This is a genomic window from Leucobacter massiliensis, assembly GCF_002982315.1.
Classification (GTDB): Bacteria; Actinomycetota; Actinomycetes; order Actinomycetales; family Microbacteriaceae; genus Leucobacter; species Leucobacter massiliensis.
In genome coordinates, this window is the sequence record NZ_MWZD01000017.1 from 748,759 (window position 1) to 763,524 (window position 14,766).

Consider the following 14,766-nt stretch of genomic DNA (forward strand, 5'->3'; position numbering starts at 1 on the left):
CGGGGCGTCACGACGCGTCGCACGAGCCTGCGCGGTGACTATGCTGACCGCATGAGCACGACGACGCCCGCCAGCGCTGCCTCCGCCCGTCCGCTGAGGCACCTCGGCTTCATCCACCTCGTCCCCTTCGACGCCGAATCTCCGCGACGCGGCCTCGAGGAGGGGATCGAGCTCTTCGAGTACGCGGAGCGGCTCGGCCTCGACAGCGGCTGGGTGCGCACCCGCCACCTGCAGCGCGGCCTCCCCTCGGCGGCGACCTTCTTCGGAGCCGTCTCCCAGCGCACCCGGCGCATCGGACTGGGTACGGCCGTGATCCCCGTCGGCTACGAGAACCCCTTCCGGCTGGCGGAGGACCTCGGCACCGCCGACGCGCTCTCGGGCGGGCGACTGCTGCCCGGCCTGAGCGTCCACCCTCCGAGCTACGACGAGGCACTGAACGACCTCGTGCACGACTCCGGCTGGCGGGAGGAGGACTACGGTTACGGCCGCATCGAGCGATTGCGCAGCCTGCTCGCGGGCGACGCCGTGCGCGAGGTGCCCGAGTACGGCGGGATCGGCGGCGACTTCGACTCCCCGCGCGTCGAGCCGCACAGTCCGGGTCTCGCCGGGCGGCTGTGGTACGGCGGCGGCTCGCTGCGCTCCGCCGAGTGGGCGGGCCGGGCGGGCCTCAACTGGCTCGTCAGCAACATCAGCTCGACCGAGAACGGGATCCGCGACTTCGCGGCGGCTCAGCGCGCCCAGATCGACGCCTTCCGGGCCGTCCACCCCGCGGGCGAGGCGGCCCGGGCCACGGTCGCGCGGGTCATCGTGCCCACCGATGGGGCCACCCCAGCGCAGGCCGCGAAGTACCGCGCCTACGCCGAGGCGCGCACGCCGCGCACCGAGCAGGTCCACGGCAGGAACACGATCATCGCGCGCGATGTGCTCGGCTCGCTCGACGAGATCGTCGAGTTCATCCGCGGCGACCTCGCGTTCCGCGCCGCCGACGACTACCTCTTCGAGCTGCCCTTCGAGTTCGAGCTCGCCGACTGGAAGCACATCCTCGAGCAGCTCGCCACCCGGATCGGACCCGCCCTCGGGTGGCGGCCCGGAAGCTGAGGGGAGCGCGGGGACGGGGGCCGGACGCGCCCCGAACTCACAGACACCCCGATCGTAGAATGGTGCCGTGAGCGATAAACTCCTCCATCTCGTGCGCCACGGCGAGGTCCACAATCCCGGCCGGGTGCTCTACGGCCGCCTGCCGGGATTCCGGCTCTCGGAGCTCGGGCACCGCATGGCCGAGGCCGCCGCGCTCGAGCTCGCCGGCAGCGACCGGGCAGTCGCCCGTCTGCTCGCCTCTCCGCTCGAGCGCGCCCAGCAGTCGGCGCGCCCCATCGCGAGCGCCTTCGGGCTGGAGGTGCAGACGGAGGAGCGCATCATCGAGCCGAGCAACGCCTTCGAGGGCATGGTCAATTCGGGCCCCGAATCCGCCTTCAAGCAGCCGCGCTACTGGTACCGCTTCGTCAACCCGTTCCGGCCGAGCTGGGGCGAACCGTACCGGCGCATCGCCGCCCGGGTGCGCGCCGCGATGGACGAGGCGTGGGGCTCGACGCGCGGCGGTGACATCGTGATGGTCTCGCACCAGGCCCCGATCTGGATCGCGCACCTCGACATCGCAGGCAAGCCGCTGTTTCACAACCCCGCCGGCCGCCGCTGCGAGCTGTCGAGCATCACGAGCTTCGAGAAGCGCGGCGAGCGGTGGTTCGAGGTCGGCTACCGGACCCCGGCTGCCGGCCTGCTCGATGACGCTGTGGATGTGGGGGCGGTATGAGTCGTCGTCGGATCTGGGCTGGACTCGCGCTGCCGTTCGCCGCCCTGCTCGTGCTCAGCGGCTGCAGCGGTGACGGGAACCTCTCGGCCGAGTGGAACGAGGCGAGCGGCAAGAACTACGTGGAGGGCGACGGATCGACCCTCAGCCTCCCGCCCGAGCAGCGCACCGAGCCCGTCGTGTTCTCGGGAGAGACCGAGGGGGGCGAAGCCTACGGTTCCGAGGACACGAGGGGCAGCGTCACCGTCGTGAACTTCTGGTACGCGGGCTGCGCCCCCTGCCGTGCCGAGGCGCCCGACCTCAACGAGGCCTACGACGAGTTCGCGTCGCAGGGCGTCAGGTTCGTCGGCGTCAACACGAGGGACCAGGTGGAGCAGGCGCGGCAGTTCTCCGAGCGCTTCCAGGTGGAGTATCCCTCGCTCATGGACAACGCGGGCGGTCGTGCCGTGCAGCGCGCCTTCGCCGGCCAGGTGCCCCTCAACGCCGTGCCGACCACGCTCGTGCTTGACACCGAGGGCCGTGTCGCCCACCGCGTGCTCGGGCAGCTCGCGGGCGCCTCGCAGCTGCGGACCCTCATCTCCGAGACGCTGGCGGAATCGGGCGACACCGCCGGTGGATCCGGCGACGGTTCCGGCGACGCCGCAGAGACCCCCGAGCGGTAACGGTGGAGGTGCAGGATCTCGTCGCCGACGGACAGCTGCTCGTCGCGTCCCTGATCGCGCTCGCGGCGGGGTTCGTGTCGTTCCTCTCGCCGTGCGTGCTGCCGCTCGTGCCCGGATACCTGGCCTACGTCGGCGCGAGCGCGGGCTCGGGGTCCGGCCCCGGGTCCGGCTCAGGGGAGCGGCCCGCGCGGGGCCGCCTCGTGCTGGGTTCCCTGCTCTTCGTGCTCGGCTTCACCGCCGTGCTCGTCGCCTTCCTCGCCGCTGCCGGCACCGTGGGCGTGTGGCTCCTGGAGTGGGAGCGGCTCATCACCCGGATCATGGGCGCCGCGGTGATCGTCATGGGGCTCGTCTTCATGGGTGCCTTCGGCGCCATGCAGCGCACCGCGAAGCTGCGGGTCAAGCCGAGGACCGGACTCATCGGCGCCCCGCTGCTCGGTGTCGTCTTCGCGATCGGGTGGACGCCCTGCCTCGGTCCCACCCTCGCCGCGATCATGACGCTGAGCGTGCAGCAGGGATCCGTGGGCCGCTCCGTGGTGCTCGCGATCCTCTACTGCCTGGGCCTCGGCCTGCCCTTCGTGCTCGCCGCCTTCGGCTTCGGCTGGATGACGCAGACCATGTCCTTCTTCAAGCGGCACATCCGCGCGGTCAACCTGATCGGCGGCGGGCTGCTGATCCTCATCGGTCTCCTCATGGTGACCGGACTCTGGAGCCAGATGATGTACGCACTGCAGGCGGTGATCGGCGGATATGTCACGCCCCTCTGATTACGACGACGGGACCGGGGCGGGGGGATCGCTGCGCGCCGAGTCGCCCGAGCTCGGGCTGCGCGGCTGGCTGCGCTGGTTCTGGCGGCAGCTCACCAGCATGCGGGTCGCCCTCATCCTGCTGCTGCTGCTCGCGGTCGCCGCGATCCCGGGATCGCTCGTGCCGCAGCGCGGAGCCGACCCGAACGGGGTGGTGCAGTACGAGCAGGATCATCCACAGCTCTTCCCGATCCTCGACGCCTTCCCCATCCAGGCCTTCGACGTGTACGGCTCCGTGTGGTTCTCGGCGATCTACCTGCTGCTCTTCGTCTCCCTCATCGGCTGCGTGCTGCCGCGCATCGCCCACCACTGGCGCGCCTGGCGCGGCCGCCCCCCGAAGACGCCCGCCCGCCTCCAGCGCATGGCCGGCTTCTCCGAGATCCGTCTCTCGAACCCCGAGGCGACGCCCGAGGAGCGCGAGCAATTCGCGGAGCGGGCCGTGGACGAGGCCGCCGCGATCCTGCGCCGCCAGCGCTACCGCGTCGAGGTGCAGCGCGCCACGCGGCGCGGCGCGAGCGAGGTGTCGGTGTCGGCCGAGCGCGGCTACCTGCGCGAGACCGGCAATCTGCTCTTCCACATCTCGCTGCTCGGCGTGCTCGTCAGCGTCGCGCTCGGCGGCGTCGTCACCTTCAACGGTCAGAAGGTCCTCGTCGAGGGCGAGACGATGGTGAACCAGCTCATCGACTACGACACCGCCACCTCCGGGCGCTCCTTCGACAGCAACAGCCTGGAGCCGTTCAGCCTCAGGCTCGACTCGCTCGACGTCAGCTACAACACGCCCGACGGCGGCAATGTCGACGCCATCGGGCTGGTGAAGGACTACACGGCGAACATGACCCTCATCACGCCGGACGGAGCCGAGTCGCGCGAGACCATCCGGGTCAACCACCCGCTGCGCGTGCACGGCTCGCCCGTGTACCTGATCGCCAACGGCTACGCGCCGCTCATCACGATCCGCAACGCCGAAGGCACCGTCGTCTACCGCGAGGCGATGCCGTTCATCCCGCAGGACAACCTCAACATGACCTCGCTCGGCGTCGTCAAGGTGCCCGACGGCATGGTCGACGAGGCGGGGAAGCCGGTGCAGATCGGCCTGCGCGGCTTCTTCTACCCCACTCAGGCCGAGCTCGACACCGGGGCCTACACCTCCAACTACCCCGACCTCGAGAATCCCGTCCTCACCCTCGACGTGTTCGAGGGCGACCTCGGCATCGACGACGGGATCCCGAAGTCCGTATACGCACTCGACACGAGCGGCATGGAGCAGCTCACCGGCCGGGCGATCGACAAGGACTCCATCGAGCTGCGTCCCGGCGAGCAGGCCGATCTGCCGAACGGCCTCGGCACGGTCACGCTCGAGTCGGTGCCCCGCTACGCCTCCTTCGACGTGATGCAGAACCCGGCGCAGATCTGGATCCTCGTGTTCGCGCTGCTCGCCCTCGGCGGCCTCATGTGGTCATTGTTCGTGCCCCGCCGGCGCATGTGGGTGAAGGCGCTGCCCACCGAGGACGGCGTCGTGCTGCAGTACGCGGCCCTCGCCCGGGGCGACGACCCGGCGCTGGAGCGCGCCGTCGAGGAGCTGCGCGAGCGTCATCGCGAGCGGCTGTAGACGGTCCGCGGCGCGCCGCCCCGTCACGTTCCGTCATCAGCCGTCACGGTCCGTCACGCGCCGCGACGGGCCGCCGGCCCGCGGGTAGGCTCTGGGCCATGACGACGATCGAGACAACCACGGCAGGCAGCCTCCCCCGCACCCAGGCGCTCATCGAAGCGAACGCGGCGCGAGGCTTCGAGGACGACGGCTTCACGCTGCGCACCACCCCCGAGTTCGAGGAGCTCGTGGCGGAGGCGGTGCGGGACGTCGTCGAGCGGCAGCGCGAGCGGGGGATCACGCAGCCCGGCGACGGCGAGTTCGGCAAGGCCATGTCGAATGCGGTCGACTACGGTGCGTGGTGGACGTACTCCTTCCAGCGCAACTCCGGCCTCTCGCTGACCGGCGAGGACATCTTCAGCCAGGAGCCCGTGCGCTCCGCGCCCGGTGATGTGCGGCTCACCACCTTCCCCGACCGCCGTGACTGGACGCTCTTCGCCGAGGCCTACCGCGACCCGGAGAGCGGGATCAGCGTCGGCAAGAACACGACCGCCTTCCCGGCCACCACCGGCCCCATCGCCTACACGGGCCAGGAGGCCATCGCCGCCGACACCCGCAACCTCCGGGCCGCGCTCCAGCCCGGCGAGCGCGGCTTCCTCACCGCGATCGCCCCCGGCTCCGCGGCGCGCATCAGCAACCGCTTCTACGGCACCGAGCAGGAGCACATCGACGCCTGGGTCGCCGCGTTGCGCGAGGAATACCGCGCGGTCACCGATGCCGGCCTCATCCTGCAGATCGACGACCCCTCGCTCGCCGAGAACTGGGACCAGATCAACCCCGAGCCGAGCATCGAGGACTACCTCGCATTCACGCAGATCCGCGTCGACGCCATCAACGCGGCGATCGAGGGACTCCCGCGCGAGCAGATCCGCCTGCACCTCTGCTGGGGCTCCTGGCACGGACCCCACTCGACCGACATCGAGCTGAAGCACATCCTGCGCACCGTGCTCGGCGTCCAAGCGGGTCAGGTCTCCTTCGAGGCGGCGAACGTGCGGCACGAGCACGAGTGGACCGTGTGGGACGAGCACCGCGAGCTCATCCCCGACGACCTCGTGCTCGTCCCCGGAGTCGTCGGCCACTCCACCAACCTCATCGAGCACCCCGACCTCGTCGCCGAGCGCATCACCCGCTACGCGCGCATCGTCGGCCCCGAGCGCGTCATCGCATCGACCGACTGCGGCCTCGGCGGCCGCGTCCACCCGCAGATCGCCTGGGCCAAGCTCGAAGCGCTCGGCGAGGGGGCGCGCCGCGCCGCGCAGCGCGTCTAAGACCGGCAACGCAGAGGGGGCCGCGCGGAACAACCGCGCGGCCCCCTCTGCGTGTGCGTCACGGGAAGCTCTAGAAGCGCCACACCGCGGCCTGGAAACCGGCCGGGGGCGCCGGGGTCCAGTTCTCGTCCTTGCTGACGAGGCCGGAACCGCCCGGATTGTTGGACTCGATGATCGTGAAGGTGCCGTCGTCGTGCACCTCCGTGATGAGCACCGTATGCACGCCCGTCACCCACGAGGTGGGTGAGGCGACGTACTCGTACTGCACCACGTCGCCCGGCTCCGCCTGGGCGAGCGTCACCCGCGTCGCGCCATCGTAGTTGGAGACGGGATCGCCGCCGCCACCCCAGTTGCCGCCGCCCGCCCGGATCCAGCGCTGCGCGGACATGATGCACTCGCCCGGCTGGTTCCAGCCCGTCGCCCGGCTCGTGCCGACCTCGCTCTCCGCGAGCGAGATCGCTGCGTCCACGTCGAAGTGGTGGGGAACATGCGCCACCTCGTCGACGCTCAGCACCGACTCGATCGGCGCCCCGGCCAGCGCATCGCCCGTGTCCAGAGACTGGGAGACGGTCGTGGTGGCGGGCTGCACCGCGGCGAGAGAGAAATCCTCGACCGGCGCCTCGGCCATCGCGGGTGCCGCACCGAAGGCGAAGATGACAGTGGAGACGAGGCTCACAGCAAACGCCTTGGCAGAAACTCTCACGCGAAAACTCCGGGGGGTTGAACAATACGATGCGCTGGGCTACGGCCCGAGCGCCTCAACAAGTATGCGTTACCGTTCCGTTATGTTCAAGTTATGCCGCGAAATGCCGCGTTCACCCGGCAAGCTCCAAGGCCGCGGTCAGCTTCGGCCCCGCCCGCGCGAGGCACCGCACCCGCCTCGCTCACGCATCCCCGCAGCGCCCACCCAGCCGCCCGCGCCGCCCCCGTTTCGGCCAGAACGCCAGAACCCGCTAGACTGGTGGCCGCCGGTCACGCGCCGGTGAGGAGGATTCGCCTAGCGGCCTATGGCGCACGCCTGGAACGCGTGTTGGGTTCACGCCCTCGGGGGTTCAAATCCCCCATCCTCCGCTCCAGAGCCCCCTGCATGCGCAGGGGGCTCTTCCGCTTCGGCTGGGGGCTCATCGAGAACCCCGTGACTGGCGCCGAGGGCGGCGCCAGCGGCGTGCGCGCGCAACGCGGTGCGTTGCCTCAAGCGCGCGGCCGGGGTTCAAATCCCCCATCCTCCGCTCCAGAGCCCCCTGCATGCGCAGGGGGCTCTTCCGCTTCGGCTGGGGGCTCATCGAGAACCCCTGAACCGGCCCTTACTCTCCGTCGTAGTTCTCCGACCGCGCTGCCCGCCGCCGGGGCTGGGTCGTCGCCTTCACGAACAGCCGCACCAGCCCGCGCTTCTTCTCCAGATAGGCGTGCCGCTCGATGTCTCCGGCCGCATACTGCGCCTCGAGCTCCGCGATGACGCGCTCCGCGTGCGCAGCGTCGTAGCGCGAGGCCGCGGGCTCGAGCGCGCCCGAATCCCGGATCACCGCGGATCCCCGATCGCCTCGCGCCGCACCGCTCTCGCGTCCGTGTCTCCCCCGAACATGCCCATGGCTGATGAGCGTACGCCCCACCCCTGACAGCGGGGCGACACGAGAGGACTCGAACCGCAGCGGTCTCCCGTATCCCCGGCTCCTGTGCCACAATTCATTCAGGAGTCCGACTTAGGGGGACGGGGACGATGGTGATCGCGGAAGTCGATGAGGGGCACGCGCCCCCGCTCCCGGGGGAGGACGGGCTCGACGGAGCCGTGCCCCCGGAGCTCGTGCACAAGGTCGAGCAGCGTCACGGCTGGCTCACCGCCTCCACCCCGAACGGCGAGGACGCCATCGACTTCGGGTATCGCCTGCCCGGCGATCTGCGGCCCGGCGCTGCGGAGTACGTCGAGGTGCAGCGGCAGGCGACGCACGCGCTCGCCCACCTGCTGCTGCGCGTTCCCTTCGAGAGCCGGGCCATGCTCTCCTCCGCGGATCTCGTCTTCCACGGTGATGAGCCCGGCGAGGCGGCGCCGCGTGCCGGCCGAGCGCGGCTGCGCACCCGCGTCGATGGCCGCGCGGTCCGCGGCGTCGCTCACATCGATGTCGGCGCGGAGTTCTTCGCGGGGAACGACGCGCCCTCCGGCGCCTGCTTCGCGACCGGCCGGATCACCGGCAAGTACCTCCCGCAGCGGCTCTACGATCGGCTCCGCACCGCGGCCGCCCCCGCTGCGAGCAAAGCCGCGGCGGAGTCCGGCGTCACGGACCCCGCGGCGCCGGAGCACGAGACCGCGGCCTCCGCGCTCGTCGACGCGCTCGCGGTCGAAGAGCTGGTGGTGGACCGAAGCAACCCGATCCTCGCCGACCACGAGACGGACCACGTGGACGGGATGGCGGTCGTGTGCGCGTCCGAGGAGATGGCCTCCCGCTTCATGCCCGGGCGCCGCCTGCGCGGCATCACCACGCGCTTCATCGCCTTCATCGAGAAGGCGGAGCCCGCGCGCCTGGCGGTACGCCAGGACGGTGAGCGCCTCATCGTGTCGGTCGTGCAGCGGGGCGCCGTGCGCGCCGAGACCGTGATGCGCTTCGACGAGGCGGGCGACCGGGAGGACCAGGCATGAGCGGTGACGGAGCCCGAGTGGCGGGCGGCACCGGACCGGACTCCGGGACCGTCCGCTTCGCGGTGGTCACCGGCGCGACCGGCGGCATCGGCTCGGCGATCTGCGCCGCCCTCGCGGACTCGGGACACGCGGTGCTCGCGCACTACGGCAGCCGGGAGGAGCGCGCCCGCGAACTGCAGCAGAAGCTGCGTGACCGCGGTGCGCGCTGCCACCTGATCGGCGCCGATCTCGGCGATCCCGCCGGAGTGGACGCCGTGGTGCGCCACGTCGGCGCGCTGCTGGAGGAGCACCCGGAGTACCGCCTCACGGCGCTCGTCAACAACGCGGCGAAGATGCTCAGCCCCTCCTTCGCCGACACCACGCCCGCCGACTTCGACCGTTACTTCGCCATCAACACCCGGGCACCCTTCTTCCTCGCGCAGGGACTCGTCCCCCTCATGCCTCCCGGTGGCTCCGTCGTCAACATGTCCTCTGCCTCTGCGCACTTCTCGAGTCCCGGCGACATCAGCTACGCGATGAGCAAGGCTGCGGTCGAGTCGCTCACGCGCAACATGGCGGAGGCGATCGCGTCCCGCGGGATCCGGGTGAACGCCGTCATCCCGGGCTTCACCGACAACGGCCACCCTGGCTTCCGAAGCGCAGCGGTGCGGGAGTACATGGCCTCCTTCGCGGTGCTGGGGGGCGTCTCCGAGCCCGAGACGGTGGCGGCCGCGGTTGCGTTCCTCGCCTCTGACGCGGCGAAGCGCACCACCGGGACCACGCTCGACGTGTCCGGGGGAAGCACGCTCAGCGCGCGCGGCGCCCGCAAGCACTCGGTGAAGGAACTGCTGGCTGAGGACCAGGAGGAAGTCTGAAGGCTGCAGACGGGGAGCAATGAGGAACGTGTGTAAGAATCTCCCGTGTGGCCGGAACCGGCCGGGGAATGAGTAAGGGGAGTGCGCGGATGAGCCGAGTGGGCGAGGTACGCCGGAAGCAGCAACGCGGGATCAGGACGCGGCTGGCGCTGCTGGAGGCTGCCGGCCGGGTGTTCGCGCGGATGGAGTACGACAAGGCCAAGCTGAAGGACATCTCCGATGACGCGGGGATCAGCCTCGGCTCGCTCTACTTCCACTTCGGGAACAAGGACGATGTGGCGGCAGCCGTGCTCGACGTGCAGCAGGAGCGCATGACCGAGGTGCTCTCCGCGGTCGTGGAGGAGACCGAGGGCACCTCGCTGGAGCGACTGCTCGACCTCCTGGAGGGGATGGCGGAACTGATCGCCGGCGACGCGCTCGTGCAGGCCGGGATCCGGCTGCTGACGTCCCTGCCGGACGAGCTGAAGGATCGCGGCTACGGCTACTACGACGAGTGGCAGCGCGTCACGGCCACGCTCGTCGGCGAAGGGGTGGAGGACGGCTCCGTGACGTCCGGCATTCCGGCCCACGAGCTCGCGGAGGTCGTCAACGAGACCTTCGTCGGCGCCCAGGTGCTCTCGGGCATGCTCGACGGCTGGCAGACGCTGCCCGGCCGCGTGCGCCGCGCCCGCCCGCGGCTCGAGCAGCTGCTCGCCCCCTGAGCCGCCGCGCCCGCTCGGGCGCGCCTGGCGGCTCGCGCTGGGTGGCGTCGCGCCGCGCTGGGCGGCGAGGCACGCCTCAGGCTGCGGGGGCGGCGATCCGCACCGAAGCGAGCTGCTCCGCGCGCGTGGGCGCGGCGTGCACCGTGATCAGCTCGTCCGCCCCGGCGAAGCGCGCGAACGCCTCCAGCTCCTCGCGCACCCGATCCGGTCCGCCGATCGCGGTGTAGCGCATCATGCCGCGGATCTCGCGACCCGCCGGGGTGTCGACGAGCGCGGAAGCCTCATCGGCGGTGAGCTCCCGATCCCGCCCGCGCGACAGGAACCGCCGCACCCGGTCCACCTCGGCGCGGGCGAACAGCGCCTCGGCCTCCTCGTCGCTCTCCGCCGCGATCACATTGACCCCCGCGCTCACGTAGGGTTCGGGGTGCGCCTCGCTCGGCACGTAGCTCGCGCGGTAGTGCTGCACCGCCGCGGTGAGCTGCTGCGGCGCGAAGTGGGATGCGAAGGAGTAGGGGAGTCCGAGCTGCGCGGCGAGGCTCGCGCCGAACATGCTCGAGCCGAGGATGGTGAGCGGCACGCGGGTGCCGCGCCCCGGGTAGGCGTTCACGGCGGTGCGCGGCAGCTCGTCGGAGAGGTAGCGCTGCAGCTCGGCCACGTCGGCGGGGAAGCTCTCGGCTGCCTCGTACGTGCGGCGCAGCGCCCGGAAGGTCGCCCCGTCGGTGCCGGGCGCGCGGCCGAGGCCCAGGTCGATGCGGCCGGGGTGCAGCTCGGCGAGCGTGCCGAACTGCTCGGCGATCACGAGCGGCGAGTGGTTGGGCAGCATGATGCCGCCCGCGCCCAGGCCGATGGCCGAGGTCTGCGCGGCGATGTGCGCGATGAGCACCGCCGTCGCGCTCGACGCGATCGAGGGCATGTTGTGGTGCTCGGCGTACCAGATGCGGCGGTAGCCGCTGCGCTCGGCGAGCCGCGCCACCTCGACCGAGTGGGCGAAGGCGTCGGCGATGCTGCCGTTCGCCTCGACGGTGGCGAGATCGAGGATGGAGAGCGGGGTCGCGTTCATACGGGATGCAACGCGGATCGCCGCGGCCGGATTCCCGTTCGGGCGCGGGCGGGCCAGGATGCGGCGCTGCGGGGCCCCGGATCGCAAGCGGCCCGCGCCCCCCTCGGCGGCTCCGTATCCCTGCCCGCTCAGATCACGTCGCGGCGCCAGCGCAGAGCCCAGCCCGCGCCCACGGTCAGGACCGCGTAGGCGAGCAACACGAGCAGTCCCGCGCCGATGCCGAGCGGTTCAACGCCGGAGGCAGCGCCCGCGCCGGCGTTCGACATGCTCGACATGACGCTCGCCCCGACGAAGGCGTCGGTGGCGGCGCCGGGCAGGAACTTCGCGATCTGCGCGCTCCACTCCCAGAACTGGGCGCCGGTGCGCAGCACGGGCTCGACGAACTGGGTGAAGACGAGCGCCAGTACGATCGCAAAGGCCTGATTCCGCACGAGCACGCCGATCCCGAATCCGATGATCGCCCACAGCCCGATCGCGCCGAGCACTCGCAGCGCCAGCAGCCAGGTCTCGCCCGAGTCGAGCATGGGGTCGCCGCCGGTCGCCGCCAGCACCGTGGCGCCCGCGCCGAACGCCCCGGCGAGGCCCGCGATCCCGAGCAGGATCCCGAAGCCGAGCAGCACGATCGTCTTGCTCAGCAGCACGATCCCGCGCCGGGGTTCGAGCACGAAGGTGAGCGCGAGGGTGCGGTGGCGCATCTCGCCGGTGGCCATGAGCGCACCGAGCAGCAGCGGCACGGCGTAGCCGAGCGCCGAGACGGTCGAGTAGACGAGATCGGCGGTGTCCTGGGGCGGCAGTCCCGCGGCCGCTCCGCCACCCTGCGTCTCGCCGAGCGCGTCCGCCATCGCGCCGAAGACGAAGCCGAACATGCCCGCCATCATGGCGGAGTAGGCCGCGAGCACGATCGCGAGGATCCACCACAGCTTGGTGGAGCGCACCTTGCGCCACTCGGAGGAGAGGCTGCGGCTCACGCGGCTCATGCGGCGCCCCCTTCCGTCGCGGCCACGACGGGCGGCTCGGTCGCGGCGTCCTCCACGAGCGCGAGGAAGCTCTGCTCGAGCTCGGCCTGCTCGACGCTGAGGTGGGAGAGGGGGATCCCCGCGGCGAGAGCGGTGAGGCCCACGGAGGCGGGATCCATGCCGGTCACCCGCATGACGGCTCCGCGCACCCCGTGCACCCCTGCTCCCGCAGCCTGCAGCGCCTGGGCGAGCGTCGCGTGCTCGCCGTCGGCGTCGCGCGCGACGCTCACGAGGACGGTGCGCTCACCGCTGCCGCGCTGCAGCTCGTCGAGGGTGCCCGCGAAGGCGAGTTCGCCGCGGCGGATCACCACCACGTCGTCGACGGTCTGCTGCACCTCGCTCAGGAGGTGCGAGGAGAGCAGCACGGTCCTCCCCTCGCTCGCGAGGTGGCGCAGGAAGAGCCGGATCCAGCGGATGCCCTCCGGATCGAGGCCGTTGATCGGCTCGTCGAGCAGCAGCACGCCGGGGTCGCCCAGCAGTGCCGCGGCGAGTGCGAGGCGCTGGCGCATGCCGAGGGAGTAGCCGCCGGTCTTGCGGTCGGCGGCGTCTGCGAGCCCGACGAGCGCGAGCTTCTCGTCGACGGCGCCGGCGGGGACGCCGATGGCGCGTCGCACGATGTCGAGGTGGGCGCGGCCGGTGTGGGCGGGGTGGAAGTCGGCGGAGAGCGAGGATCCGACGGTGAGTGCCGGACGGTCGAGCCGGGCGTAGGGCACACCGCCGATCGTGGCGGTGCCGCTGTCGGGACGGGTGAGGCCGAGCACCATCGAGAGGGTGGTGGTCTTGCCGGAGCCGTTCGGCCCGAGGAATCCGGTCACCCGGCCGGGCTGGGCGGTGAAGCTGAGCCGGTGCACCGCCTGGACGCCGCCGAAGCGCTTCGACAGGCCGTTCACCTCCACGGGTACTGCGTGCTGAGTCATGGACGCCCCTCTCGGCCCGGTCGCGATAACTCTATTGTAGCTAGAACTATCCGATGCGCGGGGGCGCGGACCGGCGAGCCGGGCGCCGGGCTGCGGGGGCGCTCAGTGGCCGCCGCCGCGGTAGGGGCCGAGTGCGGCGAGGCGCTCGAGGTGCGCGGCGAGCGCGAAGCGCGGGTCCACGGTGCTCTCCTCGCCGGCCAGGAGCTGCGCGGCCCACTCGCCGAGCTGCGGCGAGAATTTGAAGCCGTGGCCGGAGAGCCCGGCGATCGTCACCAGCCGGCCGCTGTCGCTGCGGTCGACCACGGGCAGCCGGTCGGGCGTGTAGGCGCAGTGGTGCACGCTCTCGCGCACCGGTTCCGGATTGACGCCCTCGAAGAGCTCGGCGGCGCGCTGCCCGATCTTGATGAGCTCCGCGCGGGTGTGCGCGGCGGGCACCTCGTCCACGTCGCGGAGCACCGGCCACTCGGGGTTGGTGCACGCCTTGAAGGCGTAGCCGTCGAAGCTCGGGGCGCCGAAGAAGTGGACGGGCCCGAGGTCGCGGAGGAATGCGGGGAAGCGCTCGGGCACGAACATCTCGGGTCGCTTCGGCATGAACCAGGTGAGCCCCAGCACCTGCAGGCGCAGCAGCTCGTTCAGCTCGGGCGAGAGCCGGGTCGACCAGGAGCCGGAGGCGAGCAGCACGCGGTCCGCCAGCCAGGAGCCCTGCGTGGTGCGCACCACGATCCCGTCGCTGCGCTCCTCGATGCCGAGCACGGGCGTGTTGAAGAACAGCTGCGCGCCGTTCGCCTCGGCGAGGTCGAGCGCGCTCATCACCGCGACCTCTGGACGCAGCCCGCCGCCGTGGGCGTCGAGCAGGCCGACGTCGCCGTCGAAGATCGTGTGCTGCGGGTACTCCCTGCGCAGTTCCTCGGTGCTGAGCATGCGGTGGGGGAGATCGAACTCGCGAACGGTGCCGAGGGCGGTCTCGAGGTCGGGGAAGCCCTCGGGTGCGATGCTCAGGCAGCCGACCTCGGCGTAGATGCTGCGGCCCGACTCGCGCTCCAGCTCGCGCCACAGCTCGCGGGATCGCTGGATCATGCGCACATAGGTGGCGCCCTCGTGCACGGCGGTGCGGAAGACCCGCGACTCCCCGGCGTAGGAGCCGTGGGAGTGCACGCGGCCGAACTGCTCGATGCCGACGACCTCCAGCCCCTCTCGCTTGCTGAGCTGCCACAGGGCCATCGAGCCCACGGTGCCCGCGCCGATCACCACGACGTCGCTTCGCTGCAGATCCATCTCGTTCCTCATCTCGTTCTGCGCCGCGGTGCGGGCGCGATGTGCGTGTGCGTGTGCGGTTGCGGGGGGGCATGCGTGACGCCGGGCCGTCCGCGCCGGGGGCCGGCTCCGCGGCCGCCCGAG

The 14,766-nt window shown here is 71.6% G+C and carries 15 protein-coding genes and 1 tRNA gene; 10 read left to right on the forward strand and 6 right to left on the reverse strand.

The genetic code is table 11. The features are described 5' to 3' along the window. Positions 1 to 51 precede the first annotated feature (51 nt). The 6 genes from B4915_RS10250 (at position 52) to B4915_RS10275 (ending at position 6,188) form a co-directional block, all read left to right on the forward strand. Entirely contained in the window at positions 52 to 1,098 is a 1,047-nt protein-coding gene (locus tag B4915_RS10250; protein ID WP_105805669.1) for an LLM class flavin-dependent oxidoreductase, read from the forward strand. A gap of 67 nt (positions 1,099 to 1,165) precedes the next feature. Then, positions 1,166 to 1,810, forward strand: coding sequence for a histidine phosphatase family protein (locus tag B4915_RS10255; protein WP_105805670.1), 645 nt, complete (start codon positions 1,166 to 1,168; stop codon positions 1,808 to 1,810). Next, positions 1,807 to 2,469, forward strand: coding sequence for a TlpA family protein disulfide reductase (locus B4915_RS10260; protein WP_105805671.1), 663 nt, complete (start codon positions 1,807 to 1,809; stop codon positions 2,467 to 2,469). Before B4915_RS10255 ends, B4915_RS10260 begins: the two co-directional genes overlap by 4 nt. A 2-nt stretch (positions 2,470 to 2,471) precedes the next feature. Continuing rightward, positions 2,472 to 3,233: a cytochrome c biogenesis CcdA family protein gene (locus B4915_RS10265; protein ID WP_181158538.1), complete on the forward strand. Its 762-nt coding sequence runs from the start codon at positions 2,472 to 2,474 to the stop codon at positions 3,231 to 3,233. Continuing rightward, on the forward strand, positions 3,217 to 4,881 hold the full coding sequence (gene resB, locus B4915_RS10270) for a cytochrome c biogenesis protein ResB (protein ID WP_105805672.1): 1,665 nt from the start codon (positions 3,217 to 3,219) through the stop codon (positions 4,879 to 4,881). The genes B4915_RS10265 and resB overlap by 17 nt, the downstream gene beginning before the upstream one ends. A 98-nt stretch (positions 4,882 to 4,979) precedes the next feature. After that, positions 4,980 to 6,188 carry a cobalamin-independent methionine synthase II family protein gene (locus tag B4915_RS10275; protein WP_105805673.1) on the forward strand — a complete coding sequence of 403 codons (1,209 nt, stop codon included), beginning with the start codon at positions 4,980 to 4,982 and terminating at the stop codon, positions 6,186 to 6,188. Positions 6,189 to 6,258: 70 nt separating this feature from the next. Here B4915_RS10275 and B4915_RS10280 read toward each other — a convergent pair whose 3' ends face one another. Further along, entirely contained in the window at positions 6,259 to 6,864 is a 606-nt protein-coding gene (locus tag B4915_RS10280; protein WP_245907433.1) for a CHAP domain-containing protein, read from the reverse strand. 310 nt (positions 6,865 to 7,174) lie between these two features. Here B4915_RS10280 and B4915_RS10285 point away from each other — a divergent pair. Next, positions 7,175 to 7,259: transfer RNA gene (locus B4915_RS10285), tRNA-Ser, on the forward strand. Positions 7,260 to 7,492: 233 nt separating this feature from the next. On the opposite strand, the gene B4915_RS10290 is transcribed toward B4915_RS10285, so the two are convergent. Beyond that, positions 7,493 to 7,711 (reverse strand): hypothetical protein, encoded by a 219-nt coding sequence (locus B4915_RS10290; RefSeq protein WP_105805675.1) that lies wholly within the window; start codon positions 7,709 to 7,711, stop codon positions 7,493 to 7,495. Between the two features lie 194 nt (positions 7,712 to 7,905). On the opposite strand from B4915_RS10290, the gene B4915_RS10295 reads away from it, so the two are divergent. From B4915_RS10295 to B4915_RS10305, 3 genes are all read left to right on the forward strand, one after another. Beyond that, a complete protein-coding gene (locus B4915_RS10295) occupies positions 7,906 to 8,820 on the forward strand; it encodes a hotdog family protein (RefSeq protein WP_105805676.1) in 915 nt (304 codons plus the stop codon). Next, positions 8,817 to 9,674: an SDR family NAD(P)-dependent oxidoreductase gene (locus tag B4915_RS10300; RefSeq protein WP_105805677.1), complete on the forward strand. Its 858-nt coding sequence runs from the start codon at positions 8,817 to 8,819 to the stop codon at positions 9,672 to 9,674. Before B4915_RS10295 ends, B4915_RS10300 begins: the two co-directional genes overlap by 4 nt. 89 nt (positions 9,675 to 9,763) lie before the next feature. After that, positions 9,764 to 10,375, forward strand: a complete 612-nt coding sequence (locus tag B4915_RS10305) for a TetR/AcrR family transcriptional regulator (protein WP_181158539.1) — start codon at positions 9,764 to 9,766, stop codon at positions 10,373 to 10,375. Between the two features lie 76 nt (positions 10,376 to 10,451). On the opposite strand, the gene B4915_RS10310 is transcribed toward B4915_RS10305, so the two are convergent. The 4 genes from B4915_RS10310 to solA all read right to left on the reverse strand — a co-directional run bounded on the left by B4915_RS10310 (position 10,452) and on the right by solA (position 14,643). After that, entirely contained in the window at positions 10,452 to 11,435 is a 984-nt protein-coding gene (locus tag B4915_RS10310) for an LLM class flavin-dependent oxidoreductase (RefSeq protein WP_105805679.1), read from the reverse strand. A gap of 128 nt (positions 11,436 to 11,563) precedes the next feature. Further along, entirely contained in the window at positions 11,564 to 12,412 is an 849-nt protein-coding gene (locus B4915_RS10315; RefSeq protein ID WP_105805680.1) for an ABC transporter permease, read from the reverse strand. Next, a complete protein-coding gene (locus B4915_RS10320) occupies positions 12,409 to 13,368 on the reverse strand; it encodes an ATP-binding cassette domain-containing protein (protein ID WP_105805681.1) in 960 nt (319 codons plus the stop codon). Before B4915_RS10320 ends, B4915_RS10315 begins: the two co-directional genes overlap by 4 nt. A 102-nt stretch (positions 13,369 to 13,470) precedes the next feature. Further along, positions 13,471 to 14,643 (reverse strand): N-methyl-L-tryptophan oxidase, encoded by a 1,173-nt coding sequence (gene solA / locus B4915_RS10325; protein ID WP_105805682.1) that lies wholly within the window; start codon positions 14,641 to 14,643, stop codon positions 13,471 to 13,473. Between the last annotated feature and the right edge of the window lie 123 nt (positions 14,644 to 14,766).